At 33.3% G+C, this 25746-nt stretch carries 23 protein-coding genes and 3 tRNA genes; 15 read left to right on the top strand and 11 right to left on the bottom strand.

All coding sequences use genetic code 11. The features are described 5' to 3' along the window. Window positions 1–86: 86 nt before the first annotated feature. Window positions 87–323, bottom strand: coding sequence for an acyl carrier protein (locus ACEN92_RS15470; protein ID WP_007137004.1), 237 nt, complete (start codon window positions 321–323; stop codon window positions 87–89). Between the two features lie 175 nt (window positions 324–498). Between ACEN92_RS15470 and purN the strand changes: the two genes are divergently transcribed. Both purN and rnhA read left to right on the top strand, forming a co-directional pair. After that, the gene (gene purN / locus ACEN92_RS15465; RefSeq protein ID WP_495639243.1) at window positions 499–1062 is read left to right on the top strand and encodes a phosphoribosylglycinamide formyltransferase; all 564 of its coding nucleotides are present in this window, start codon (window positions 499–501) and stop codon (window positions 1060–1062) included. A 121-nt stretch (window positions 1063–1183) separates the two neighbouring features. Then, window positions 1184–1672: a ribonuclease HI gene (gene rnhA / locus ACEN92_RS15460; RefSeq protein ID WP_495639242.1), complete on the top strand. Its 489-nt coding sequence runs from the start codon at window positions 1184–1186 to the stop codon at window positions 1670–1672. A 55-nt stretch (window positions 1673–1727) separates the two neighbouring features. On the opposite strand, the gene ACEN92_RS15455 is transcribed toward rnhA, so the two are convergent. Next, window positions 1728–2078 (bottom strand): DUF6249 domain-containing protein, encoded by a 351-nt coding sequence (locus tag ACEN92_RS15455; protein ID WP_495639241.1) that lies wholly within the window; start codon window positions 2076–2078, stop codon window positions 1728–1730. Window positions 2079–2305: 227 nt separating this feature from the next. Between ACEN92_RS15455 and ACEN92_RS15450 the strand changes: the two genes are divergently transcribed. From ACEN92_RS15450 to ACEN92_RS15435, 4 genes are all read left to right on the top strand, one after another. After that, entirely contained in the window at window positions 2306–2893 is a 588-nt protein-coding gene (locus ACEN92_RS15450; protein ID WP_495639240.1) for an RNA polymerase sigma factor, read from the top strand. Then, window positions 2877–3272: a hypothetical protein gene (locus ACEN92_RS15445; protein ID WP_495639239.1), complete on the top strand. Its 396-nt coding sequence runs from the start codon at window positions 2877–2879 to the stop codon at window positions 3270–3272. The genes ACEN92_RS15450 and ACEN92_RS15445 overlap by 17 nt, the downstream gene beginning before the upstream one ends. A gap of 236 nt (window positions 3273–3508) precedes the next feature. After that, window positions 3509–4432: a PfkB family carbohydrate kinase gene (locus ACEN92_RS15440; RefSeq protein ID WP_495639238.1), complete on the top strand. Its 924-nt coding sequence runs from the start codon at window positions 3509–3511 to the stop codon at window positions 4430–4432. A gap of 78 nt (window positions 4433–4510) precedes the next feature. Beyond that, complete coding sequence (locus tag ACEN92_RS15435; protein ID WP_495639237.1) at window positions 4511–6409, top strand: amidophosphoribosyltransferase; 1899 nt, start codon at window positions 4511–4513, stop codon at window positions 6407–6409. Window positions 6410–6877: 468 nt separating this feature from the next. Here the strand turns inward: ACEN92_RS15435 and ACEN92_RS15430 are convergent, their stop codons facing one another. From ACEN92_RS15430 to ACEN92_RS15415, 4 genes are all read right to left on the bottom strand, one after another. Further along, on the bottom strand, window positions 6878–7486 hold the full coding sequence (locus ACEN92_RS15430; RefSeq protein ID WP_495639236.1) for a superoxide dismutase: 609 nt from the start codon (window positions 7484–7486) through the stop codon (window positions 6878–6880). A gap of 136 nt (window positions 7487–7622) precedes the next feature. Beyond that, window positions 7623–8297: an aminoacyl-tRNA hydrolase gene (gene pth / locus ACEN92_RS15425; RefSeq protein ID WP_495639235.1), complete on the bottom strand. Its 675-nt coding sequence runs from the start codon at window positions 8295–8297 to the stop codon at window positions 7623–7625. Window positions 8298–8886: 589 nt separating this feature from the next. Continuing rightward, window positions 8887–9498: a 50S ribosomal protein L25/general stress protein Ctc gene (locus ACEN92_RS15420; protein ID WP_495639234.1), complete on the bottom strand. Its 612-nt coding sequence runs from the start codon at window positions 9496–9498 to the stop codon at window positions 8887–8889. 122 nt (window positions 9499–9620) lie between these two features. After that, window positions 9621–10562, bottom strand: coding sequence for a ribose-phosphate pyrophosphokinase (locus ACEN92_RS15415; protein ID WP_007808646.1), 942 nt, complete (start codon window positions 10560–10562; stop codon window positions 9621–9623). A 291-nt stretch (window positions 10563–10853) separates the two neighbouring features. Here ACEN92_RS15415 and ACEN92_RS15410 point away from each other — a divergent pair. Further along, window positions 10854–10933, top strand: a tRNA-Leu gene (locus tag ACEN92_RS15410). A gap of 242 nt (window positions 10934–11175) precedes the next feature. Here the strand turns inward: ACEN92_RS15410 and ACEN92_RS15405 are convergent. Beyond that, on the bottom strand, window positions 11176–12255 hold the full coding sequence (locus ACEN92_RS15405) for a HigA family addiction module antitoxin (RefSeq protein WP_495639233.1): 1080 nt from the start codon (window positions 12253–12255) through the stop codon (window positions 11176–11178). A 545-nt stretch (window positions 12256–12800) separates the two neighbouring features. Between ACEN92_RS15405 and ACEN92_RS15400 the strand changes: the two genes are divergently transcribed. From ACEN92_RS15400 to ACEN92_RS15390, 3 genes are read left to right on the top strand one after another with little or no spacing between them, the layout of a single operon-like run. Continuing rightward, window positions 12801–13493: a multiubiquitin domain-containing protein gene (locus tag ACEN92_RS15400; protein ID WP_495639232.1), complete on the top strand. Its 693-nt coding sequence runs from the start codon at window positions 12801–12803 to the stop codon at window positions 13491–13493. After that, window positions 13468–14649, top strand: a complete 1182-nt coding sequence (locus ACEN92_RS15395) for a ThiF family adenylyltransferase (protein WP_495639231.1) — start codon at window positions 13468–13470, stop codon at window positions 14647–14649. Before ACEN92_RS15400 ends, ACEN92_RS15395 begins: the two co-directional genes overlap by 26 nt. Beyond that, window positions 14630–15076 carry a ubiquitination-like system serine protease family protein gene (locus ACEN92_RS15390; protein WP_495639230.1) on the top strand — a complete coding sequence of 149 codons (447 nt, stop codon included), beginning with the start codon at window positions 14630–14632 and terminating at the stop codon, window positions 15074–15076. Before ACEN92_RS15395 ends, ACEN92_RS15390 begins: the two co-directional genes overlap by 20 nt. A 45-nt stretch (window positions 15077–15121) precedes the next feature. Here ACEN92_RS15390 and ACEN92_RS15385 read toward each other — a convergent pair whose 3' ends face one another. The 4 genes from ACEN92_RS15385 to rseP form a co-directional block, all read right to left on the bottom strand. Further along, on the bottom strand, window positions 15122–15283 hold the full coding sequence (locus ACEN92_RS15385; RefSeq protein WP_495639229.1) for an NUMOD1 domain-containing DNA-binding protein: 162 nt from the start codon (window positions 15281–15283) through the stop codon (window positions 15122–15124). Between the two features lie 135 nt (window positions 15284–15418). Then, window positions 15419–15492: transfer RNA gene (locus tag ACEN92_RS15380), tRNA-Asn, on the bottom strand. 39 nt (window positions 15493–15531) lie between these two features. After that, a tRNA-Asn gene (locus tag ACEN92_RS15375) sits at window positions 15532–15605 on the bottom strand. An 86-nt stretch (window positions 15606–15691) separates the two neighbouring features. Further along, window positions 15692–17032: an RIP metalloprotease RseP gene (rseP, locus tag ACEN92_RS15370; protein WP_495639228.1), complete on the bottom strand. Its 1341-nt coding sequence runs from the start codon at window positions 17030–17032 to the stop codon at window positions 15692–15694. A gap of 201 nt (window positions 17033–17233) precedes the next feature. Between rseP and ACEN92_RS15365 the strand changes: the two genes are divergently transcribed. From ACEN92_RS15365 to ACEN92_RS15345, 5 genes are all read left to right on the top strand, one after another. Then, on the top strand, window positions 17234–18307 hold the full coding sequence (locus tag ACEN92_RS15365; protein ID WP_495639227.1) for an NADH:flavin oxidoreductase/NADH oxidase: 1074 nt from the start codon (window positions 17234–17236) through the stop codon (window positions 18305–18307). 184 nt (window positions 18308–18491) lie between these two features. Then, window positions 18492–19532: a Gfo/Idh/MocA family oxidoreductase gene (locus ACEN92_RS15360; protein ID WP_495639226.1), complete on the top strand. Its 1041-nt coding sequence runs from the start codon at window positions 18492–18494 to the stop codon at window positions 19530–19532. 327 nt (window positions 19533–19859) lie between these two features. Then, on the top strand, window positions 19860–21077 hold the full coding sequence (locus ACEN92_RS15355) for an MFS transporter (RefSeq protein WP_495639225.1): 1218 nt from the start codon (window positions 19860–19862) through the stop codon (window positions 21075–21077). Between the two features lie 375 nt (window positions 21078–21452). Continuing rightward, the gene (locus tag ACEN92_RS15350; RefSeq protein WP_495639224.1) at window positions 21453–24290 is read left to right on the top strand and encodes a carboxypeptidase-like regulatory domain-containing protein; all 2838 of its coding nucleotides are present in this window, start codon (window positions 21453–21455) and stop codon (window positions 24288–24290) included. An 11-nt stretch (window positions 24291–24301) separates the two neighbouring features. Then, window positions 24302–25651, top strand: coding sequence for a DUF5689 domain-containing protein (locus ACEN92_RS15345; RefSeq protein ID WP_495639223.1), 1350 nt, complete (start codon window positions 24302–24304; stop codon window positions 25649–25651). The last annotated feature ends 95 nt before the right edge of the window (window positions 25652–25746 follow it).

Genomic DNA, 25746 nt, shown 5'->3' with positions numbered 1-25746 from the left:
ATCTTGTGATTGGATTTCAATCGAAAATTTAATTTAAAAAAAATAATAACACCCGATTTATGCAATATAAATCGGGTGTATATTTATTATTTTTTAGCTTCCTCGATATAAGAAATAGCTTGACCAACAGTAGCAATGTTTTCTGCTTGATCGTCTGGAATTTGAATATCAAATTCTTTTTCGAATTCCATAATAAGCTCAACAGTGTCTAATGAGTCAGCTCCTAAATCATTAGTGAAGCTTGCTTCTGTTACAACTTCGTTTTCGTCAACACCTAATTTGTCTACGATAATCGCTTTTACTCTTGATGCAATGTCTGACATAATCTTTAATTTTAGAATTTAATTTGTTGGCAAAAATAAAAAACTTTATTTTAAAACAACCATATAGTTAATAAATGTGATACTAATTTATAAAATTAATTTCAAGAAAGGTCTTTTAACACTATTTATTTTGATTTTTTATTCCGTTTTTTGCATTCTAAAAATTAATCCGATTATGAAAAAAATTATTGTTTTTGCCTCAGGTTCAGGAAGTAACGCAGAAAATATTATAAAACATTTTGCTAAGACAAAAACTGCAAAGGTTGTTTCTGTTTTTACAAATAATGCTTCGGCAAAAGTAATCGAAAGAGCAAAAAATCATCAGATTCCTGTCGAAATCTTCTCAAAAAATGAACTTATCGAGAGAAATGTACTACATAGAATACAAAAAATCGACCCGGATTTAATAGTTTTGGCTGGTTTTTTATTGAAATTCCCGGACAACATAATTGAGCAATATCCAAATAAAATTATCAATATTCATCCTGCCCTTTTACCAAATTACGGAGGCAAAGGAATGTATGGAATGCACATTCACAGGGCAATAGTAAATAATAAGGAAAAAGAAACGGGAATTTCAATTCATTATGTAAATGAAAATTATGACGAAGGTGGCATCATTTTCCAGAAAAATATAGTTCTGACTGATGAAGATACGCCAGAAACTGTAGCCGGGAAGATTCATGAACTGGAACAAAAGTATTTTCCGGAAATTATTTCAAGATTATTAGAAGATTAAATCTTAGATTTCTCTTAATATTTTAGATTTTGTACTAATCCACACATCTAAAAATAAATAATGAAACAGACTAAATTAAGAAAATCCAACAATCTACAGATCTAAAATCTAAGAATCTAAAATGGAACACGAAGTACACATATATACAGATGGCGCTGCAAAGGGAAATCCGGGAAATGGCGGTTATGGTATTGTAATGGAATTGGTTGGAACACCTCATAAAAAAGAATTTTACGAAGGTTTTCGGCTTACTACCAATAACAGAATGGAGCTTTTGGCTGTAATTGTAGGTTTAGAAAAATTAAAAAAGCCAAACATGAAGGTATTGGTAATTTCAGATTCCAAATACGTAGTCGATTCTGTTTTGAAAAGCTGGGTTTTAGGATGGGAAAAAAAGAAATTTGCCGGCAGAAAAAATGCTGATTTATGGAAAAGATTTTTAATAGCTTACCGCAAACACCGGGTCGATTTTAAATGGATTAAAGGTCATAACAATCATCCTCAAAACGAACGCTGTGATCAACTGGCCGTTATGGCATCGATGCAGCCAAATCTTTCTGTAGATGTTTATTACGAAACCATCGGCTCAAAAATGGATTTAAAAGAATAACGTACCAGGAATAATTGTTCCCGGTACGTTATTCAATATATATTAATTTAGACGTTTATTCTTTTTTATCTAAATCCTTAGCCGTTCTAAATCCGGCCAATAAACCAACTCCAGCCATTATAAAAATAATCGAAGGATAAACAGCATCGTCTTCTAAAGATGTATATGTTGTAATTAGCAGGGCGATAAAAATTCCGACACCGCTTCCTATTAATAAAAAAGCCAGGTTCACAACAAATATTTTCCATGCCGGGACACCGTTGTTTTTACCTTCTAAAAAAATGCTGGCATCGACACCTTTTTCAATAAGCGCCAAACGTTCCCTATTTCGTGTTGAATAAATAAGATATACAATTCCGAAGATCATAAGGAAAAAACTGATTGGGATTAAAATTTCTACATTCATAATATTATATTTTTAATTGATTGATATTCCATATGACGATGGTTTTTAAATTCAGGTTACACTTTTTTAAAATAAATTCCAAATTTTAAATTCTAATTTCCAAAAAATGCTGATTATCAGCTAATTTTGAATTTAAAATTTCTTTTGAAGTTGGAACTTGAAATTTATTTTTAAGAATTTTTCCAAATTAGTGTAACCTAAACAAAAAAACCATCGTCCTATATAATATGAGTGCAATCAGTGATCTACATTATATCGATAAAATCCTGCAAGGCGAGACCAATGCGTTTGCCGTACTGGTTGATCGTTATAAGGAAATGATTTTTACACTGGCACACAAAATGGTTAAAAACAGAGAAGAGGCTGAAGAAGTGGCGCAGGATACTTTTATTAAAGTATACAACTCATTGGGTAAGTTCAAAGGAGATTCCAAATTCTCAACCTGGATTTATAAGATTGCTTACAATACCTGTTTAGATCGTTTAAAGAAAAACAAAAAAGAGGAAAACAACATTTCAATAGATGAATTTTCGGCACATTTAATTAAAACAATGGATAATGCATTGAGCGCTTTAGAAGATAAAGAACGAAAGCAAACCATTCAGAATTGTTTAAATTTGTTACCAAGTGATGAAAATTTCTTGCTGACTTTATTTTATTTTGAAGATCAGAGTTTAGAGGAAATCGGAAAAATCATGAATATTAATGCTAATAATGTTAAGGTAAAACTATTTAGAAGCAGACAAAAATTAGCTGTTATTTTAAAGAAGCAATTAGAACCAGAAATAGTAGATTATTATGAAAGAGAGCGATAAAAATATAGAAAATCTTATTGATAAAATGATGGCCGAAAACACTTTGGAGTCACCATCAATTGATTTTACTTCAAAAATAATGTCTCAGGTTTTAGTCACAGAAAAAAGAAAGATCAAGGCTTACAAACCATTGATTTCTAAATCGGTCTGGATTTTTATTGGCCTGAGCTTAATTGCTTTGACTGCTTATTCTATTTTCACAAACAACAACATGTCTAATTTTGAAATGGTCAAACTATACACGGATAAAGCTTCCGCTCTATTCTCAGGAATTCATTTTTCAAAAAATATTTTATATGCTATTTTAATTGTGCCTTTTATGATCTTGATTCAAATTGGATTATTGAAGAATTATTTTGACAAGAAGTATGAGTTGTAGATTTTGTTTTATTCAATATTCAATCAAATCATTCAAATCATTTTCGGAAATAAGTATTGCTTTTTAAATCCGGAAAACATATTTTAACCCTTCAAAATATTTAAATTAATACTCTCATTTACAGTAGTTTCAGTACCGAAAACGATATTGTTTTTTTATGAAAATTTTGAGAACCTAAACCGTTGCAATATTGTAACTTATGAAGTATCTTTGCACCTTAATTCGAAATTCATAAAATGAATAAATTATTGATTGTTGGAACGGTTGCTTTCGACGCGATTGAAACTCCTTTCGGAAAAACAGATAAAATTTTGGGTGGCGCTGCAACGTACATTGGTTTATCAGCATCATTTTTTAACTTACAATCGGCCATAGTTTCTGTAGTTGGCGACGATTTTCCACAAAAACATTTAGATCTTTTAACTTCAAAAAATATCGATATCTCTGGTATCGAGATTGTAAAAGGCGGAAAAACTTTTTTCTGGAGCGGCTTATACCACAACGATTTAAATTCTAGGGATACTTTAGTTACGGAACTAAACGTTTTAGCTGACTTTCAACCAAAAGTTCCTCAAAATTTTAAAGATTCAGATATTGTGATGCTGGGAAACTTACATCCTTTAGTACAAAGCAGTGTTTTGGATCAAATGGAGAAAAAACCAAAATTAGTAGTTTTAGACACTATGAATTTCTGGATGGATTGTGCTCTTCCGGAATTATTGGAAGTAATCAAACGCGTAGACGTTATTACCATCAATGATGAAGAAGCAAGACAGCTTTCAGGAGAATATTCATTAGTAAAAGCGGCAGCAAAAATCCAGGAATTGGGACCAAAATATGTGGTGATCAAAAAAGGAGAACACGGTGCGCTTTTATTCCATAACAGAGAAGTATTTTTTGCTCCGGCATTGCCATTAGAAGATGTTTTTGACCCGACAGGAGCAGGAGACACTTTTGCAGGCGGATTTTCAGGATTCATTGCCCAAAGCGAGAACATTTCGTTCGGCAATATGAAAAATGCAATTATTTACGGTTCTAATTTAGCTTCATTCTGTGTAGAAAAATTTGGAACTGAAAGGATGGAAACATTAACAAAAACCGAAGTAGCGATTCGATTACAGCAATTTAAGTCGTTAACTCAGTTTGACATAGAAATATAATGCCCTGAAGCCTCGATAATAACGGGGCTTTTTTATTACGTTAATACACACAACTTACAACACACAAATACAAAAACAATGAGCGACGCTTTAAAACACGAATGTGGTATAGCCTTAGTCAGACTTCTTAAACCGCTTGAATATTACAAAGAAAAATACGGAACTGCTTTTTACGGGATACAAAAAATGTATTTAATGATGGAAAAGCAGCACAACCGTGGTCAGGATGGTGCCGGTTTTGCAAGCATCAAACTGGATGTAGAACCTGGACAACGCTACATCAGCAGAGTTCGTTCGAATCATTCGCAGCCGATCCAGGATGTTTTTAAGCAGATTAATGATCGTATCAATGAAGAGATGACTGCTAATCCTGAACTTGCTGATGACATGACAAAATTAAAAGCAGACATTCCATATATTGGGGAGTTGTTTTTAGGTCATGTTCGTTACGGAACTTTCGGAAAAAACAGTATTGAGAGCGTTCACCCATTTTTACGTCAAAGCAACTGGATGCATCGTAATCTAATCTTGGCGGGTAACTTTAATATGACCAATGTTAAAGAACTTTTCGAAAATTTAGTAGAATTAGGACAACATCCGAAAGAAATGGCCGATACTGTTACGGTAATGGAAAAAATTGGTCACTTTTTGGATAAAGAAGTAATGCAATTGTACCAGGACTGCAAACAAGAAGGTTATTCAAAAAGAGAAGCATCACCAGTAATTGCAGAACGTTTAGATCTTGCAAAAATACTGACCCGTTCAGCAAAAAACTTAGACGGCGGTTACGCAATGGCCGGTTTATTAGGGCATGGAGACGCATTTGTTTTTAGGGATCCTGCAGGTATTCGTCCGGCGTATTTCTATCAGGATGATGAAGTTGTTGTTGTAGCTTCTGAACGTCCTGTTATTCAAACTGTATTTAATGTACCTTTTGAAAGTGTTCAGGAAATTGAACCGGGAAACGCTTTGATCATTAAGAAAAACGGGAAAGTTTCTATGAATCAAATCTTAGAGCCTACTGTAAAGAAAGCCTGTTCATTTGAAAGAATCTATTTCTCAAGAGGAAGCGATGCTGAAATTTACCAGGAACGTAAAAATTTAGGAAAATTAATTTTGCCAGCCGTTCTTGAATCAATTGACAGTGATACTGACAATACTGTTTTCTCTTATATTCCAAATACAGCTGAAACTTCTTTTTACGGTTTAGTCGAAGCGGCTCAGGATTTCCTGAATCAGCGTAAAAACAATTATATTTTAGAAAATCGAAATACGCTTACAGCCGAAACTTTACAGGAATTATTAGCTGTAAAAATCCGTACTGAAAAAGTTGCTATTAAAGATGCCAAACTCAGAACCTTTATTACAGAAGACAGCAGCCGTGATGATTTAGTGGCACACGTTTATGATGTAACTTACGGAGTAATCAAACCTACAGATAATCTGGTTATTATTGATGACAGTATTGTTCGTGGTACAACTCTTAAAATGAGTATCATTAAAATGATGGATCGTTTAAAACCAAAACGTATTGTAATTGTTTCTTCGGCACCACAAATTCGTTATCCGGATTGTTATGGAATTGACATGGCAAAACTGGAAGGCCTTGTTGCTTTTAGAGCAGCATTAGACTTATTGAAAGAAAGAAATCTGTATCATATTGTAGACGAAGTTTACACAAAATGCAAGGCACAGGAAAATTTTGTAGATACTGATGTTGTAAATTATGTAACCGCAATTTACGATCCTTTTACTCCTGAAGAGATTTCAGACAAAATTGCAGAGATGTTAAGCTCTCCTGAAATCAATGCAGAGGTAAAAATTATCTTTCAAAAAGTAGCCGATTTACACATAGCGTGTCCGAAAAATCTTGGCGATTGGTATTTCACCGGAAATTACCCAACTCCGGGAGGAAATCGTGTAGTTAATCGTGCATTTATGAATTTTTATGAAGGAAAAAACGCAAGAGCTTACTAAATAAAAAGTTAAAATATGCATTTCATCGGTTTTATTTGCCGTTCGTCCTATATTTTTGGGGAAAATGCAATGCTAGTATATCTTTGAAGAACCATAACATTAGTAGGTTAAGTTTATGGTAGATTTGGGGCAAAAAAGGTGGAAGAAATTCCGCCTTTTTTATTGGTATAAAGTCAATATTTTAAAAACCAATCCTTTAAACGGATTTATTTGTATTTAGTCCGATATATTTGTCGTTATTAACACACTGCCATATATTTGAAATACCATATCATAAGTAGGTTATGTGTATGGTAGATTTGGGGCAAAAAAGGTGGAAGAAATTCCGCCTTTTTTATTGGAGTAAACTCTCATAAAGAGAGAAAAGAATATAGATTGTAGAAAATAGATTTATAATGTAAATAAAAAAATAGACGAACAGCCAAAAGGTTGTTCGTCTATTTCTATAATCTGTATTCTATTTTCTTCTTACTTCTCTAAAGCAAATCTTCTAGTTACTTCTGTCCAATTAATTACATTGAAGAAAGCTTCGATATAATCCGGTCTTCTGTTTTGGTAGTTCAAATAATAAGCGTGCTCCCAAACATCCATTCCTAAAATTGGAGTTCCACCACAGCCAACTTCCGGCATTAATGGATTATCCTGGTTTGGAGTTCCGCAAACGTCTAATTTTCCACCTTTATGAACACATAACCAAGCCCATCCTGAACCGAATTGGGTTGCTCCTGCTTTAGCAAATTTTGCTTTAAATTCTTCGAAAGTTCCGAAAGAAGCCTCGATTGCAGCTAACAAATCACCTGTTGGTAATCCACCGCCGTTTGGAGACATTATGGTCCAGAATAAATTGTGGTTGTAGAAACCTCCACCATTATTACGAACTGCAGCGTTTGATTTATCTAAATTAATCAAGATATTTTCGATTGTTTTTCCTTCTAAATCTGTTCCTGCAATGGCAGCATTTAGGTTTGTTGTATATGCATTATGATGTTTAGTATGGTGGATTTCCATTGTACGTGCATCAATATGTGGTTCTAATGCATCATATGCATAAGGTAATTGTGGTAATTCAAAAGCCATGATATATGATTTTATGATTTATATTAATTTATCCAAATTTAAACATTTAACTTTGGAATAGAAAATTCTATTTCGTTATAATTGAATTAAGTTAATTGATAATTGTTGTTTTTTACACTAAGTTCCTATAAAATCTTTACTTTCCGTTAAAAGTTGTCATTGTATTTTCTAATCCTGCTGTACCGAAAGATTTGATAATTTCTGATGCAACTTCTAATCTTTCCGGTAATTTTGCTTTTTCTTCTTCATCCCAATCACCTAAAACGTAGTCGATTTGCTGTCCTTTTTTGAACTGATCGCTGATACCAAATCTAAAGCGGGTGTATTGTTGCGTGTTTAAAACTAAATTAATATTCTTCAATCCGTTATGGCCTCCGTCGCTTCCTTTAGGTTTGATTCGGATAGTTCCGAAAGACAGATTTAAATCATCTGTAATGACCAGAATATTCTCCAGCGGTATATTTTCTTTATCCATCCAATATTTTACAGCCTTACCACTTAAATTCATATAAGTGTTTGGCTTAAGCAGAAAAAAGGTTCGCCCTTTAAATTTATATTCGGCCAACGTTCCCAATTTTACGGTTTCAAATGAAAGACCTTCTTTTCTGGCTAAAAAATCCAGGACTTTAAATCCGATGTTATGTCTTGTGTTTACGTATTCGGCACCAATATTACCCAGCCCTACGATTAAATATTTTTTACTCACGCTTTTTATATTGTTTTTTGGGTGTTCGTGAACCTCCGGTTTCATGTTGTCTGTGTTCTCTTCTTTTTGTGTTGATGAAAACAGTTTTATTATCCATTTTATCATGATGCAAAAATAAACTTAATTAGGGAATGTGCCAATTGTTGATTAGATAATTAGAAAATGTGTCAATTAGATAATTTTGTATTGTCATTTAAACGCAAGAGCGCAAGATTTTTTCACGAAGTTCGCTAAGCAAAAGGGTTTTACTCAGATTTTTCAGATTGAGCAGATTTTTTATTCTCATTTTTGTCAGACTGAGCGGAGTCGAAGTCCCGCAAAGTTTTGCACTTTCAGATTGTCGGGTTTCTTGAGTAGGACTTTGACTCCGCTCAGTCTGACAAAGATTGTTTTTATAAAAACCAAACCTCTGGCTAGCCCTGACAGCAGCGGCATCCTTTTTATCCGCTTTTTTGCGGATGAAAAGATATAGCGGATGGCAGGAACGTTAGGTCTTGAAAAAAAGAAAGTTCTGCTCCTGAAATTTGATAATTAATGTGTCAATTAGATAATTATTTTTTATGAAGGACTTCGACTTGGCTCAGTCTGACACATATTAGTTTTTCTCACCTCACCACCTTAGCAACTCAGAACCTTTATAAACAAAAAAAGCACCAACCTTTCGATTGATGCTTTTGTATTGATTTGAAAAAAATTATTTTTTCTTTCCTTTTGCAGGAGCTTTTGCAGCTTTTGCAGCTTCCTGAGCAGCTTTCATAGCAGCACGAGAAATTCTTACCTGAGCTACAACTGTGTTCTCAGGGTGCATCACTTTGTATTCCGGAGCACCAACTTTAGTAACGTATAATTTGTTACCCATTTCAAGTGGAGTAATGTCAGCTTCAACAAAATCAGGAAGATTTTTAGGTAAAGCTTTAACTTTTAATTTACGTGTGTTTAAACGTAAAACACCACCTGCAAGAACACCTTTAGATGTACCAACAACTTTTACAGGAACTTCCATAGTGATTTCTTTGTCATCAAATAATTGAAAGAAGTCAATGTGTAAGATTTTGTCAGATACAGGGTGAACCTGAATGTCCTGCAAAATTGCATTGAATGATTTTCCTTTTCCAAGCTCAATCACAACTGTGTGTGCATTTGGAGTGTAAACCAAGTTTTTGAATGCCGCAGCCTCCGCTGAGAAATGTACTGCCTGATTTCCTCCGTATAACACGCAAGGAACCGCTCCAGCATTACGTAAGGCTTTAGTTGCCACTTTGCCCACGCTTTCTCTTTCTGATCCTTTAATTGTAATCGATTTCATTGTAAAAAAATATAGTTATTAATAAATATTCTTGTTTGCTGTAAGCTTTAAGCAATACGCTTTAGGCTTTTTCTGCACTAAGTAGGAAAGCTTATAGCCTAAGGCTTAAAGCTTACTGCTTATTACATTATAAATTTCCCACTAATGGAATTGTTGTGGTGCACCATGTGCATAACCTCGGCAAAAAGAGGTGCACAACTCACGACTCTGATTTTCTTTGATTCTTTCTTTAATGGGATTGAATCGGTTACGATTAATTCGCTTAATTTCGAATTCTCAATTTTTTCGTAAGCTCCACCTGATAAGATAGCGTGTGTACAAATTGCTCTAACGCTTAATGCTCCTTTTTCGATCATTAAATCTGCTGCTTTCGCTAATGTTCCACCAGTATCGATCATGTCGTCTACTAATATTACGTTACGTCCTTTTACTTCACCAATCAGCTCCATAGTGTCGATAACGTTGGCTGCTTTTCTTTGTTTGTAACAGATTACTACATCTGATTCTAAAAACTTAGAGTAAGCATATGCTCTTTTTGAACCTCCCATATCCGGAGATGCAATAGTTAAATTTTCCAGTCCTAAACTTTCTACGTATGGTAAAAAGATGGTTGATGCAAATAAATGATCTACCGGTTTTTCGAAAAACCCCTGAATTTGATCTGCGTGCAAATCCATTGTCATTACTCTTGTCGCTCCGGCAGCATCTAATAAATTAGCTACTAACTTAGCTCCAATCGGAACTCTTGGTTTGTCTTTTCTGTCCTGTCTTGCCCAACCAAAGTATGGCATAACAGCTGTAATATGTCTTGCTGATGCACGTTTTGCCGCATCAATCATTAGTAACAATTCCATCAAATTATCAGCAGTTGGAAAAGTTGAACACACGATAAAAACGCGTAATCCTCTGATTGACTCTTCGTAAGATGGCTGAAATTCTCCATCACTATACGTTGACATCGTTACTTTACCTAACGGAATCCCGTATTGTTCGGCAATTTTTTCTGCAAGATAAACACTTTGTGAACAAGCAAAAATTTTAGCTTCTGGTTCTAGGTGCGACATTATAATTTGTTGTTTTTGCTCCGCTGCACTTCGTACAATTCGGCTTCACCATTTTCGGTAAAGCAAAATACATATAATTGCCTCGGGTGTAGTTAGTTGTGTGTGCTTCGTTTTAACGAGGTGCAAATTTAGAAAATTTATTGGACACTGAAAGGAAAAATTTAAGTATTTTTAGTAGAACATTTAATTTAATTTTTTACATTTGCACCGTGTTAAAGGAATGACGCCATTTATGACTTCATTCTATTGCGTTAAAATAACTGATTTATTAGTTGTTTTTTCGTCTGCTAAGCCCGGATGGCGGAATTGGTAGACGCGCTGGTCTCAAACACCTGTGGGAAACCGTGCCGGTTCGACTCCGGCTCCGGGTACAAAAACCTCTTCTTAACGGAAGAGGTTTTTTTGGTTTTAACTATTTTCCTTTTCACCAATCCACTATTTTTTTGTTTTAAACTCGTATTACAAATTCAGGATAATTCCATAAACAAAAAAAAGACCATCATTTGCATGATAGTCTTTTTAACAAACTCCCCCTCTTGGGCTCGAACCAAGGACGGTTATACTAGTAATATTAATACTTTAATTTGTTTTATTGTTTTATTGTTTTATTGTTTTATTTTAATACATTTAAAGCAGTAATTACAGTTCTTTTTCGATAATAATCCGGATTTTCAAAACACACTCTTCCTCTTATAATTCCCGGGTGTACTTTAATTTTTTTTGAAAACTTCAAAATTGAATCGTCATCAAATTCATCGTGAGTGGAAATAAACTCATACCAATCATTTAAATTGATTAAATTGTTTCTGGCAAATTCATCCGCTTCAAATTCCTCTTTTTCTATATTAGGCGCATTTGTGAAAAAATTTACATTTTTATATTTTTCATTTGTTAAATGCCTGTAAACATGGCCAAGTTCATGCATAATATTGTAAGCGAAATTATCCAATCTATTATATTTCAAACTTAGTGTAATTGCAGGATTATCTCCAGACATAAATGATTTCCCATCTACAGGTGTTTGCGAAGGCCTGTCTAATATTAAAAACTTTACACCATGTTTTTTTAATATAGATTTGGTTTTTGATATAGTATCATTGTTTTTGAAAAAACATTTCTTTAGCTCCTCAACTAATTCATTTTCTTTTGTAATATCAAATTCATTAACTTTTTCAAGTTTTGCTTGAAATTCTGCGAGATGTGACCAAGCAATGACATTATTTCGATTTTCTTTAAACTTAGATGACTTTCTATAATTATTAAAGGAATAACCATTTATATTACTTTCTAGTGTATTTAAATCTGATGCGCCATACATTTTAAAAATCAAATTAATATTTTCTTCGAAATCAGTTTTTAAGATATTAAGTTTTTTAAAATAAGAGATAGGAATTAAATTTTCTATTTGATTCCATGTTTTAATAGCTTCTTGCTTTTTAATAATTTCTTTGTCATTTTTAGCAAGATTAAGTTCATACTCCATTTGTTTTGTGAGCCAAAAATCAGCTGTACCAAAATTAATTGCTTCGAGAGAGATAGCAAGTTTCATATTAATAGGTCGATTGCTATTTAATATGTTGCTAAGTAAAGAATGAGCAATATCAAGTCTTGAAGCTAATTCTCTTTGACTCAAACCCTTTTTATCCAACATGTTACTTAGTAATACGCCAGGATGTAGAATTTGTTCTGCCATAAATAAATGATTGTAGTTTTTGTTGTTATGTATATATAAAGATAATAATAAAAGACAATAATACAATATTATTTGTTAACAACTTGTATTAATTGTTGAAAAGACATAGGTAGTGTTTTTGTTTATTTTAATTACCTTTGAATATCTGTGAACTGGTAACTTATTTATAAATTAAAAATATCTGTAAAATGGAAAATATAGTTTACAAATTTGATAACAGTTTTAACATTTATTAAAATAAAAAAAGTCAGGAGAAAAATCACCTGACTTGTAAAATCTTTTTGAAGTAAACAGTAGCCTGCTTAGCTTCTGAAGTTATTTTTCTACGTGGAAATTCAAAAGTAACTTCTTCAAAAAGATTATACAAGTTTTTTAAGTTAATTTCGATGAAATGCATCTTAAAATAGTGTTTTTTCCTGTTTTGTGTAATTAAAAAATTAAAACAAGCAATTTATTCAGTAGTCAAAGTGTTGATTTTTCAATTATTATCGCCGAAATGATAAGCGATACAATTTACTTGTTTTAAAAATTTAATACCCATAAACATGGAAAATAATAGCGGAGCAAAAGATGCTCAAAAATTAAAAACTCCTCTTAAATTTATTATCGAAGGTGAGGACTTCGAAACTTATGACCAATATAAAACGGGAGCTGAGCTAAAAGAGCTTAAAGGTATTCCACTGGATACAGAACTATATCTTTCTATAGCAAAACCATATAATGATGAGCTAATAGAGAATGATAAATCTGTAAATCTTGCAAGACCTGATACAGAGTATTTCTTTGTCAAGAAGAAACTCCACTTTACAATTAATGAAGTACCTTTTGTTTGGTATAAACAATTTATAAGAGGCATACAAATTCGTGAATTAGGTAAAATTAACCCTGAAGATGATTTGTTTCTTGATTTAAAGGAAGGATATGAAGACGATTTTATCACTGATGATGAAATTGTAGATTTAGCTAGACCGGGTAAGGAAAAGTTCTTTTCTAAAAAGCATGACCAAAATTTCGTAATTATTGTAAACTCAAGAGATAAATCATGGGGAAAAAGAACAATAACTTTTGAAGAAGTTGTTGCACTTGCAGAAGGTAATTCAAATGATGGAAATAAAGCGTATACTGTCACGTACGTAAAAGGACCGAAACAGAATCCTAGGGGAGAAATGGCTAAAGGTGATGTAGTTTATGTAATTAATAAAATGATATTCAATGCTACACCAACTGATAAATCTTAGTCTAGATTTAAAAAAGCTTAGAGATGAAGGGTATGAATTAGAAATAAAAGGTGGGTACATATGTATCCACCACATACCATATGTAAATGTAAAGAAGGAAGTTAAATTAGGGATTTTGATTTGTCCTTTAAGTCTTGCTTCTCCAACATTGGCATCAAGACCTCCTGATCACACTATGCATTTTATGGGTGAACATCCATGTCATAAGGATGGTGTAATAATGAATGAGATTATTAATAGTAGTCCAAATCAACTTTTATTTGAAGGAATGATTGGTAATCATTATTTTTCAAGTAAACCAGCCAAAGGTAATTACGATGATTACTATGAAAAATTTTTAAGGTACATTCAACTTATTTCGGCTCCCGCTAAATCTTTAAACGGTTCTGTCACTGCCAATACATTTAAGCCTTTTGTTGACAATGATCCAATAAGTGTTTTTAATTATTTTGACACGAATTCAAGCAGGGCTAATATTTTTGCAGTAAATGAAAAGTTAGTAAATCAAAAAATAGCTATAATTGGATTAGGAGGAACTGGTTCATATATTTTAGATTTAGTAGCTAAAACAAAAGTTTCAGAAATTCATCTTTTTGATGCCGACGATTTTTCACAACATAATGCTTTTCGATCTCCAGGTGCACCTTCGATTGAAGAGCTTAATGAAGGAAAGAAAAAAGTAATCTATTTTGCCGAGATCTATTCAAAAATGCGTAAAGGAATTGTTCCTCATGTTAATTATATAAGCAAGGATAATGTACATATCTTAGAAGACATGTCATATGTGTTTATTTGCATTGATAGAAATTCAGCTAGAAATGAAATTATTGCAGAGTTGCTTAATATGAATGTTTCATTCGTGGATGTTGGGTTAGGTGTTCAATTGGTAGATGATAAACTTATTGGAATTGTTAGGACTACGGTTGGAACTCCTGAAAATAAAGATCATCTAGAAAAAAGAATTCCGTCTGTTGATACCGATATTAATGAATATGCTACAAATATTCAAATTGCTGACTTGAATTTATTAAATGCGGGTCTAGCAGTAATAAAATGGAAGAAATTGTGTGGTTTTTATGAAGATCTTATTGACGAGTATCATAGTACTTATTCTATAAATGTAGCAGAATTGATTAATGGAGACACTAGAGTATAAATTTGTAAAATCAATACCAGAGGTAATTGAAAACATGACGTTGTATGTGTCCATGGAATATGGAACGGCAATTCATAAATGTGTTTGTGGATGTGGTAATGAAGTAATAACTCCTTTTTCACCTACAGATTGGGAGTTTACTTATAATGGCGAAGCAATTTCTCTAAATCCTTCAATAGGTAATTGGAGTTTTGAATGTCAATCACATTATTGGATAGTTGAAAATAAAATCATACATGCATCTAAGTGGAGTAAGCATGAGATTGATTATAATAGAAAGGCAGATAAAAAGAATAAAAAGAAGTTTTATTCCGAAAAGAATTTTAAAAGTTGTCCGATTGAGGAAGAATTGATGATTGAGGAAGAATTGCCTATGTCATTTTCAAGATGGGAAAATTTAAAAAAGTTCTTTGTAAATTTGTTTTAATATTTTATTTAATAAAAAAGGCGGTTTTCTAGACCGCCTTTAATTTTAGATATATTCCCAAAGAAATCCATTTGTCTGTTCTCTTTCCCCTCTACAACACCTAGTTATACAAGTTTTTGAAATCCCTGTTATTCTTGATGCTTCTGATGCAGATTCATACAAAGCTATTAAGTCACCATCCAAAGAAAATTGATTTACTGATTTCAATCGGGAATCCTTTTTTGGAATTAATTTCTAGTAATATATAATACAAAAAGTTCCATAGTACATGATAGAAATTAATTTTACTTGGCTTTACCGCAAAAAAAAAACCATCATTTTCATGATAGTCTTTTTAATAAGCTCCCTCTCTTGGGCTCGAACCAAGGACCCTCTGATTAACAGTCAGATGCTCTAACCAACTGAGCTAAGAAGGAATCACCTTAAAGGTAAATATGTTTGCTAAAAAAAGTTTGCTCCCCCTCTTGGGCTCGAACCAAGGACCCTCTGATTAACAGTCAGATGCTCTAACCAACTGAGCTAAGGAGGAAGTTGTTGCTCTTTTTAGCGAGTGCAAATATAGTTGATTTTTTAATTTCTCAAAAATATTTTAACTCTTTTTAAAAATTATTTTTACTACTTGATAATTGCCTTGTAAATATCGTTTCCGTTAGCAAACAAAAGCAGTGCGATAAGTAGAACGAAACCAACCATTTGGGCGTTTTCAAGGAATTTATCACTTGGTTTTCTACCACTGATTATTTCATACAATAAAAACATTACGTGACCTCCGTCTAGTGCCGGAATCGGTAATAAATTCATTACACCTAACATAATTGACAACAAAGCAGTGATTGTCCAAAAAGCTTCCCAACTCCAGGTATTCGGAAAAATGTTAAAAATAGCTGCAAAACCGCCTACTTGTTTGTATGCTTTTGTTTCGGGATTAAAAATCATTTTCAATTGTTTTCCGTACCCAACCAACTGGTCTTTTCCTTTTTCAATTCCAACCGGAATAGATTCGAAAAAGCTGTATTCTTTCGTACTTACTTTATAATATCCTAATTTCTCTAATGATTTTATATCTAAACCTCCAACTCCAATCCCTAATTTCCCTGCTTCAGAAATCTTTACAGTAATAGGAGTTTCTTTTAAATTACGTAATACAACAGCTGGAATTGTTTTTCCTTTATTAGCTTCTAAAATAACTTTTGCCTCATCATAGTATTTTACTTTTTGACCATTAAGGCTTACAATTAAATCTTTTGGCTTCAAAGAAGTATTTACTGACTCTTCTGAAACTTTACTCACAACAAAAGGCATTCTGATACCTACAAGTACTCCTTTTTCGTGTTTTGATAATTGGTCAACAAAATCATTCGGGATATTGATGGTGTGTTGTTGTCCGTTTCTTTCAATTAAAATGTGTTTTGCCATGATAACGTTCATGTTCATGTCGCTATCAAAATTCTCTACTTTTTTACCATCAATAGAAATAATTTTATCACCAGTTCTAAAACCAGCTTTAAGCATAGCAGGATTCTCAATATAAACACCGTCTTTCAAATCAGAATTTGCTACATAGGTGTCTCCATAAGCAAACGCCATTCCGATATAAATAATAAACGCCAGAATAAAGTTTACTGTAACACCGCCCAGCATAATAATCAAACGCTGCCATGCCGGTTTTGAACGAAATTCCCAAGGCTGTGGAGGCAGGGCCATTTGCTCTTTGTCCATACTTTCGTCGATCATTCCGGAGATTTTTACATAACCTCCAAGTGGCAGCCAGCCAATTCCGTATTCTGTTTCACCAATTTTCTTTTTTAACAGTGAATATTTAACATCAAAAAATAAGTAAAATTTTTCGACTCTGGTTTTAAATAATTTTGCAGGAATAAAATGTCCTAATTCGTGAAGAATAATAAGTAATGATAAACTCAATAGAAATTGAGAGAGCTTGATAACTATATCCATTTTGTATTTTTAGTTCGTAATTTAACGCACAAAAGTAACGTTTCTATTTTAATTTGACAGTGCAATATAACACATAAGGTTTTAAATGTTTGTTAATTAATAAACATTTGGATTTCTACTTTTAACCAGATACTGTAACTTTACTTTTTAAACGCTATCCTATCCAATTGGTAGCTCAAATACATTAAAAGTTACATTATTATGGCTTCATTATTATTTTCCCCACTTACTATAAAAAAAATCACTTTAAAAAACAGAATCGTTATTTCGCCTATGTGCCAGTATTCTGCTGTCGACGGATTCGCCAATGACTGGCATCTGGTTCATTTAGGAAGCCGTGCGAGTGGTGGCGCTGGTTTAATTATTCAGGAAGCTACAGCAGTTTCTCCTGAAGCCCGAATTTCTCCTGCCGATCTTGGAATCTGGAAAGACGAACACATTCAAAAATTAAAAACAATCAACGAATTTATTGTTTCCCAAAATGCGATTCCCGGAATTCAGTTGGCACATGCGGGACGAAAAGCAAGTGTTTCGGCTCCATGGCTGGGCAATAAAAAGTTAGACCAATCAAATATAGGATGGCAGACAGTTGCTCCAAGTGCGATCCCGTATCATGAGGAAGAGCCATTTCTTCCGGAAGCTTTAGATAAAAACGGAATTCAAAAAGTAATTTTCGATTTTAAATCTGCGACCAAAAGAGCCGTCGAAGCAGGTTATCAGGTTATGGAAATTCATGCCGCGCATGGATATTTATTGCACCAGTTTTTATCTCCTTTAACGAATATAAGAACCGATGAATATGGCGGAAGTTTCGAAAACCGAATCCGTTTTACCTTAGAAATTACAGAAGCGGTGCAATCAGAATGGCCTTCAGATTTGCCATTATTTGTTCGGATTTCGGCAACAGACTGGGCAGAAGGCGGATGGAATCCTGAAGAATCCGTAAAACTTTCGGCAATTTTAAAAGAAAAAGGAGTAGATTTAATTGATGTTTCATCAGGCGGATTAGTTTCGCATCAGCAAATTCCGTTACAACCAAATTATCAGGTTCCGTTTGCAGAGAAAATTAAAAAGGAAGCTGCCGTTTTAACCGGAGCAGTTGGTTTGATTACGCATGCCATACAAGCAGAAACTATTTTAAGCAATGGTCAGGCCGATTTGGTTTTGTTTGCCAGAGAATCACTTAGAAATCCTAACTTGCCTTTGGATTTCGCCAGGGATTTAAACGATGACATTCAATGGCCGAAACAATATGAGCGAGCTAAAACACGATAATTATTTACTACAGATTTCATAGATTAAAAAGCTTTTTTCGCCACGAATTTCACTAATTTTCGCAAATTGTTATAGTCGATTTTTAAGCTCAATGATTTGTGATAATTCGTGTAATTTGTGGCCACATCTTTTGAAATTATTCTAATCATAATAATCTGTGGCAAAAAACTAAATATTATACAAAATGCAAAAAATTAAAACAGCACTATTATCATACGGAATGTCAGGGAAAGTTTTTCATGCTCCTTTTTTAGACCTGCATCCGGGTTTTGAATTATTAGGCTCCTGGGAAAGAAGCAAAAAATTAATCCGGGAAGATTATCCAACCGTAAAAAGCTATGCGTCAATTGATGAATTACTGGCTGACGATGTCGATTTGGTGATTGTAAATACTCCTGTTGACACCCATTACGAATATGCTAAAAAAGTACTTCTCGCAGGAAAACATGCTGTTGTCGAAAAAGCTTTTACCTCTACTCTTGCCCAAGCCGAGGAATTGGCAGCCATTGCAAAAGTAAAAGGATTAAAACTAGCTGTTTTTCAGAACAGACGTTGGGACAGTGATTTTAAAACAGTTCAGAAAATAATCAACGAAGGAGTCCTGGGAGATTTGGTCGAAGCCGAATTTCATTTTGACAGATATAATCCGGTTTTAAGCCCAAAATCACATAAAGAAACAGCTAATGACGGGGCAGGAATTTTAAAAGATTTAGGTCCACATTTAATTGATCAGGCTGTTTGCTTGTTTGGTTCTCCAAAGTCAGTTTTTGGAGATATCCGCTATACCAGAGAAAATTCTTTGGTCGATGACTGGATCGATTTAGTATTGATTTATGAAGATTTCAGAATACGTCTAAAAGCCAGTTTCTTTGTCAGAGAAGCAAATCCAGCCTATACAATTCACGGTAAAAAAGGATCTTTTTTGAAACCTCGCGGCGATGTTCAGGAAGATGAACTTAAAATCGGTAAAAAACCAAACCTTGAATCATGGGGAACAGAATTAGACGGTTTTGAAGGGCTTTTGCACACAGAAATTGACGGAAAGCCGGTCCGCGAAAAAATCAAAACGCTTCAGGGCAATTATTTTGACTATTTTAATGGTGTTTACGAGGCTATTGCAAATAACAAACCAGAGCCCGTCACAGCTCAGGATGGCATAAAAGTGATGCAGATTATTGAAGCTGCCATTACCAGTAATGCACAACAAAAAGTAATTAATTTATAAATTTTGTTTAACACACTTTGACTCCGCTCAGTGCAGGTAGAAACATAGATTTTATTAAAAAAGAATGCAAAAAAGAAATATATTTCTTTTACATAGGCAGCTATGTGTGTTTTAAACTAAGTGAAAACGCCTACTTTTAAGTTTACAAAATTTATGTTTCTATGTGTTGAAATAATTACACGCAACGAATTAATTTAGAGTAAAATCTATATTGTATTTACAATTTATAAACAATAACGTTGTATATTTAGTAACAATCAATGGTTTGCTAAACTATAAAGTAGGAATTTAGTATTTTTGCATCTGCAAATTCTACAAAACATTTCTGTGATAAATTTCAATCCATTAGCTCTTTTCCAGACCAAAGGAAAGATCAAAAAAGTATATCGAGATGCAAAAGCATCTTATTTAAACCGTGTACGTTTTGCTGTTGGTGTGTTTTATTTTGGAATGGGTTTAAGTTTTGCCTCTTGGGCAAGCAGAATTCCGGATATTAAAACAGCATTACATTTAAGCGAAGGCGAATTAGGTTCTGTGCTTTTTGCCTTACCGGTTGGCCAGCTAATTATTATGCCTTTTTCGGGTAAAATGGTAACCAAATTCGGAAGTCATCGTATTCTAATTTTTTCCTTAATAATGTATGTTTTCAGTTTGACTAATTTAGGCCTGGCAACGAGTACATTACAACTTTCTTTAGGATTATTTACTTTTGGATTATTTGGAAATTTAGCAAACATTGCTGTTAATACGCAAGGCGTTTATACTGAAATACTTTTCAAAAAAAATATCATGTCTTCTTTTCATGGCCTGTGGAGTTTTGCAGGATTTACAGGTGCCTTGGCAGGATTAGGAATGTTAGCTTTGCATTTAACGCCCTTTCATCATTTTCTAATTGTAGGTGCAATTGTTTTTGTAATGATTGCTTTTAATTTTAATTTTTTGGTCAAAGCCAAAGAAAAAATTAAATCAAAAAAAGAAGGCAAAAAATTATTTACTAAACCGGACAGCTCCTTAATCTGGCTTGGAATAATCGGATTTTGCAGTATGGCCAGTGAAGGTGTTATGTTTGACTGGAGTGGTATTTATTTTAAAGAAATAATAAAAGCACCCGGAGCTTTGGTAATTCTTGGATATACCTCATTTATGATCATGATGGCCGGTGGACGTTTTATAGGTGACGCCCTGAATAATAAATTTGGCCGGATACGTGTCATGCAAATCAGTGGATGTATGATTTCTGTCGGGCTTTTCACTGCTGTTATTTTTCCTTTTATAATTCCTTGTACATTAGCCTTTATGTTAGTCGGTTTAGGAGTTTCAACTATTGTTCCTACTGTTTATAGTGTTGCAGGAAAAAATCCGACGACTTCTGCCGGTGAGGCTTTAACGATAGTTTCCAGCATTAGTTTTCTTGGTTTTCTTATGGGACCTCCTGTAATTGGATATATTGCACAAACTTTCGGACTTCAGTTTTCTTTCGCTTTTATCGGGATATTTGGGGTTTTGATTGCCTTCATGGTTTCTAAAATAAAAATATCCAACTAATCATAATTCTTTTTAATTTGTAAGATTATTTTAAGTATTAATCTTCTCCGTTTATTCAAAAAAATTTGGTTTAATCAGTTGTGTTACAGTTTTATGCAGAATTATTATGAATTTTAATGCACATTTTAACAAGTAAAAACAAATAAAAAGTTTTTTTACACTACCTTTGTAATACAATTCACACTATTCAAATTATTATTTTGTTTGAAAATTTCTAATACCACGATTTCTGCTTTTCAAACATTTTTTTTCCAAAACCCGGTTTGATTTTTTAACTGAACTTTTTTGAGATTCAAAAATTCAGTCAAAAACTATTTACACCCTTTTCTTAAAATAAAGAAAAGGGTTTTTTTTAACAAATGCGGTTTTTAATTCATGCAACAAAAATATCTGGTTCTTATATTACTCTTAACTTTCAAAATTGCTTTTTCACAACAGGAAACTATTTTTTCAGGCCAAATCATTGATAGTAAAACTCAAAAACCAATAGAAAATATTGTGGTGAGTATTCAAAATTCAGCTTTGATGCAGCTCACAAAAAAAGATGGAACTTTCGAATTACATTCATCCATCAATAGCGAACAATTACTTTTAATACATAGTCAGGGTTATAAAGATCTACTCTTAAAAATAAATCCCAATTTGGATAAAAAAGTAAATCTGGGAATCTTATTATTAGAAGAAGACCAATCAGAAAACGTTCAGGCTACAATAATTTCTCTATTGGAAAGTGATCTGGAAGATAACAATAGCTCCTCTGAAAACACTTCCGGACTTCTACAATCTTCAAAAGATGCTTTTTTACAGGCAGCTGCCTTCAATTGGGGTCAGGCCAGATTTCGGGTTCGTGGTTTAGATAGTGAAAATGCTGCCATGATGCTCAATGGTGTGATAATGAATAAAATTTATGATGGCAGACCACAATGGAATAACTGGGGAGGACTGAATGATGTTCTCAGAAATCAGGAGTTTTCGATTGGAGCAGCACCTTCAGATTATACTTTTGGCGGTATATTAGGTACACAGCAAATTCATACCCGGGCCTCTGTTTATAGAAAAGGAGCCCGAATATCTTTCTCAGGAAGTAATACCAACTATAATTGGAGAATGATGGCTACTTATGCTTCAGGAATGAATGAGTCGGGATGGGCTTATGTTATTTCAGCCGGAAAACGCCGGGCAGACGAAGGCTATTTTGAAGGAACAAATTATGATGCAAATTCTTTTTTTATGAGTGTCGAAAAAAAATTAAGCGACAAGCATTCCTTAAATTTTACAAGTTTTTATACTCCAAATTCGCGAGGAAAAAACTCTCCAAATACAGATGAAGTTACCCAGTTAAAAACAGCAAAATACAACTCGTATTGGGGTTTCCAGAATGGGGAAAAACGAAATGCCAGAATCAAAAATACAGTTGAGCCTTTATTTATGCTTAATCATTATTTTAAAATAAATGACAGGACAAATCTCAATTCGAGTGTAATGTATCAATTTGGAAAAGTAGGAAACAGTACTATAGATTATCAAAATGCGGACAGTCCTGACCCGACTTACTACAAAAAATTACCCAGTTATTTTAGTTCTCTTTATGCATCTGACGACGGAGAATTTTCAGGAAAATTCACACCTGATTATGAAAATGCAGAGAAAAGTAAAACCTTGTTTTTAGAAAATTCCCAGCTTAATTGGGAAGCAATGTATAGAGCCAATCAAAAACCAATCGTAAATGATGAAGGAATTATTACAGGATATGAACCTTCGAAAAGTCATTATATTCAATACGAAGACAGAACTGATGACAAAACTTTTACCATAAATTCAAATCTCAGTACACAACTCACAGAAAATATATTTTTTAATGGCGGAGCAACATTTAGAAATTTAAAATCTCATAATTTTCAAAATGTTTTAGATCTGTTAGGCGGTGAATATTTTGAGGATATCGATTCCTTTTACAAAGCAGATCAATCACAATCAGATTTAAAAAATCCGGATCGACAGGTAAAAGTTGGTGATACTTATGGTTATAATTTTAATTATTATGCAACTGCAGCAGATGCTTTCACACAGTTCAGATTTTCTTATAGAAAAATAGATTTCTATTTGGGTAATTCTTTTTCAACTTCAAAATATCAAAGGGAAGGATTGTATCAAAACGGAATTTATCCGGCAAATTCTTTCGGCAAAAGCCAAAAAATGAATTTTGAGAATTTTGGATTTAAAGGCGGACTGACTTATAAAATTTCAGGGCAACAATGGCTGTTTTTTAACGGAATGCATCTTACACGTGCACCTTCACTTCGAAATACGTTCTCAAATTCCCGCTTGAATAATTCTGTAGTTGATAAAATAGAAAATGAAAATATAAGTGCTGCCGAAGCAAATTATGTTTATCATTCCCCAAAACTAAAAATGCGGATTACAGGTTATTATTCCTTAATAAAAAATGCCACTGAAACTTCTTTTTTTTATGCAGAAGGAATTTTTGATGACGGGGCAGGATATGACAATACAGATGCTTTTGTGAGTCAGACACTAACCGATTTAGACAAGAAAAACATAGGTGGAGAGTTGAGTTTCGAATATCAAATTTCATCTACGCTTAAAACTAATGCAGCTATAGCCTATGGAAATTATACCTATAATAGTAATCCTAATGTATCAATAACCAATGATGCAAATGCAGCTATTGCCGATACAGAAACGACTTTTGATTTTGGAAATTCATTGCTGAAAAATTATAAACAATCCGGAATGCCTCAACAAGCCTTTTCATTTGGAATGGAATATCGTGATCCTAAATTTTGGTGGGTTTCTGCTAACATCAATTATATTTCGAATAGTTATGTTGCTGTATCGGCTATTTCGAGAACATCCCGGTTTTATACAAATCCTGCAAATGGCTTCAATTTTCCGGAAGCTACAGAAGAGCGGGCAAAAGTATTATTAAAACAGGAAAAACTAAATCCTGTTTCTTTATTAAATGTTATTGGCGGAAAATCCTGGAGGCTATACGGTAAAACAATCGGACTTTTTGCAAGCATCAATAATGTTCTGGATGCTGTCTATAAAACAGGCGGTTTTGAACAGGCAAGAAATTCAAATTTCAGAGCGTTAAATCAGGATGTTTCCAGTGGGACTCCTTCTTTTGGCTCAAAATATTTTTATGGATACGGAAGAACTTATTTCGTAAACCTAAATATCAATTTATAAAACTATTTTCTATGAAAAACAACTATAAATGTCTCTTCGTTTTATTGTTCCTGCTACTTTTTTGCAATTGTAATGAAGATGCTGCCATTCCAAAATTAGAATGTACACAACCTGATTTAACTGCCAACAGAGCTGTTGAAGACGTTCTAAAAACCGCAACTATAACTGCAACAAAATATGTTTATGACGATATTATTGAAGCTTACGTCGTTTCAAGTGATGAAAATGGGAATTTTTTCAAGACCCTATATCTACAGACTTTAGCGACTGAAAACAAATCTGCCATTGGATTCAGTGTTTCGGTAGATGCAACAAATATGTATGTAGATTATCGTATCGGAAATAAAGTTTATATCAAATTAAAAGATCAATTTACCGATTTATTTTATGGAGGAATGCGACTTGGAAGTCTGTATGAAGGTAATTCAGGAACAGCTTCGGTAGGAAGAATTTCTCAAAATGATTACAAAAAAGTATTAAATGCTTCTTGTAAGATGATTGATGAAAAGAAATTAGTCAATCAGATTACGATTGAAGAAGCTTTGGATGAAAGCAACCTGAATACCTTAATTGAATTATCTGGGGTTCAATTTTCAGAATCCGCAATTGGCCGTCATTATTTTGAAGAAAATAATAATGTAGGAGGGTCGACTAATTGGAATTTAAGGGATAAATCCGGTAATCAAGTCATTTTTAGAACCAGCAGTTTTGCAGATTTTTCAGGAAGTTTAATTCCTGAAGGAAGTGGAAAAGTCCGTGGGATTTTAACCAAGTTTGGTTCAGATTATCAATTGATGATTCGCTCGGAAAAAGATGTTGTAATGGGTGGAAAAAGAAATATTCCTTTTTTTACAGAAGATTTTCAATCTGTTACAAACAATGTCAATTTTGCATTACCAGGATGGAGTAATATCGTAGAAAAGGCATCAAAATTATGGAGAAGTATGGTTTCTGCCGGAAACGGTTATGCAGAGTTTAATACCACAAGTACAACAGCTGCGCAAAATATTGCCTGGCTGGTTTCTCCGAAAATTAATTTAACTGACTATAAAAATACCATACTGTCGTTTAGAAGCGCACAACATGACTTAAAAGTTGATTCGCCTTTGAATACGCTGGAAATTTATATTTCAACCAATTTTGACGGATCAAATTTGACCAAAGCTACATGGATAAAATTAAATGCTAAGGTAGCCTCACTTTCTACGCCCACACGTGAATTTATTAGTTCGGGAGGAATTGATTTATCTGCTTATTCAGGAAATATCAATATTGCATTTAAATATACAGGATCAGGAAAAGATAAGACACTTAATGGAGCGTTTATGGTTGACGATGTGAAAATGTTTGGTGAAAAATAAAACACACAAATAACACAACTATCTGATTTACAGTATTTAAAATTATTAAAAATCTAGTTATTACTTTTTCAGCGTTAAACTATTAAGATTTGACA

The sequence above is a fragment of the Flavobacterium sp. Flavsp81 genome (assembly GCF_059491325.1).
Note: the sequence above shows the minus strand (reverse complement) of the source record. Positions and strands in the feature narration are given on the sequence as shown.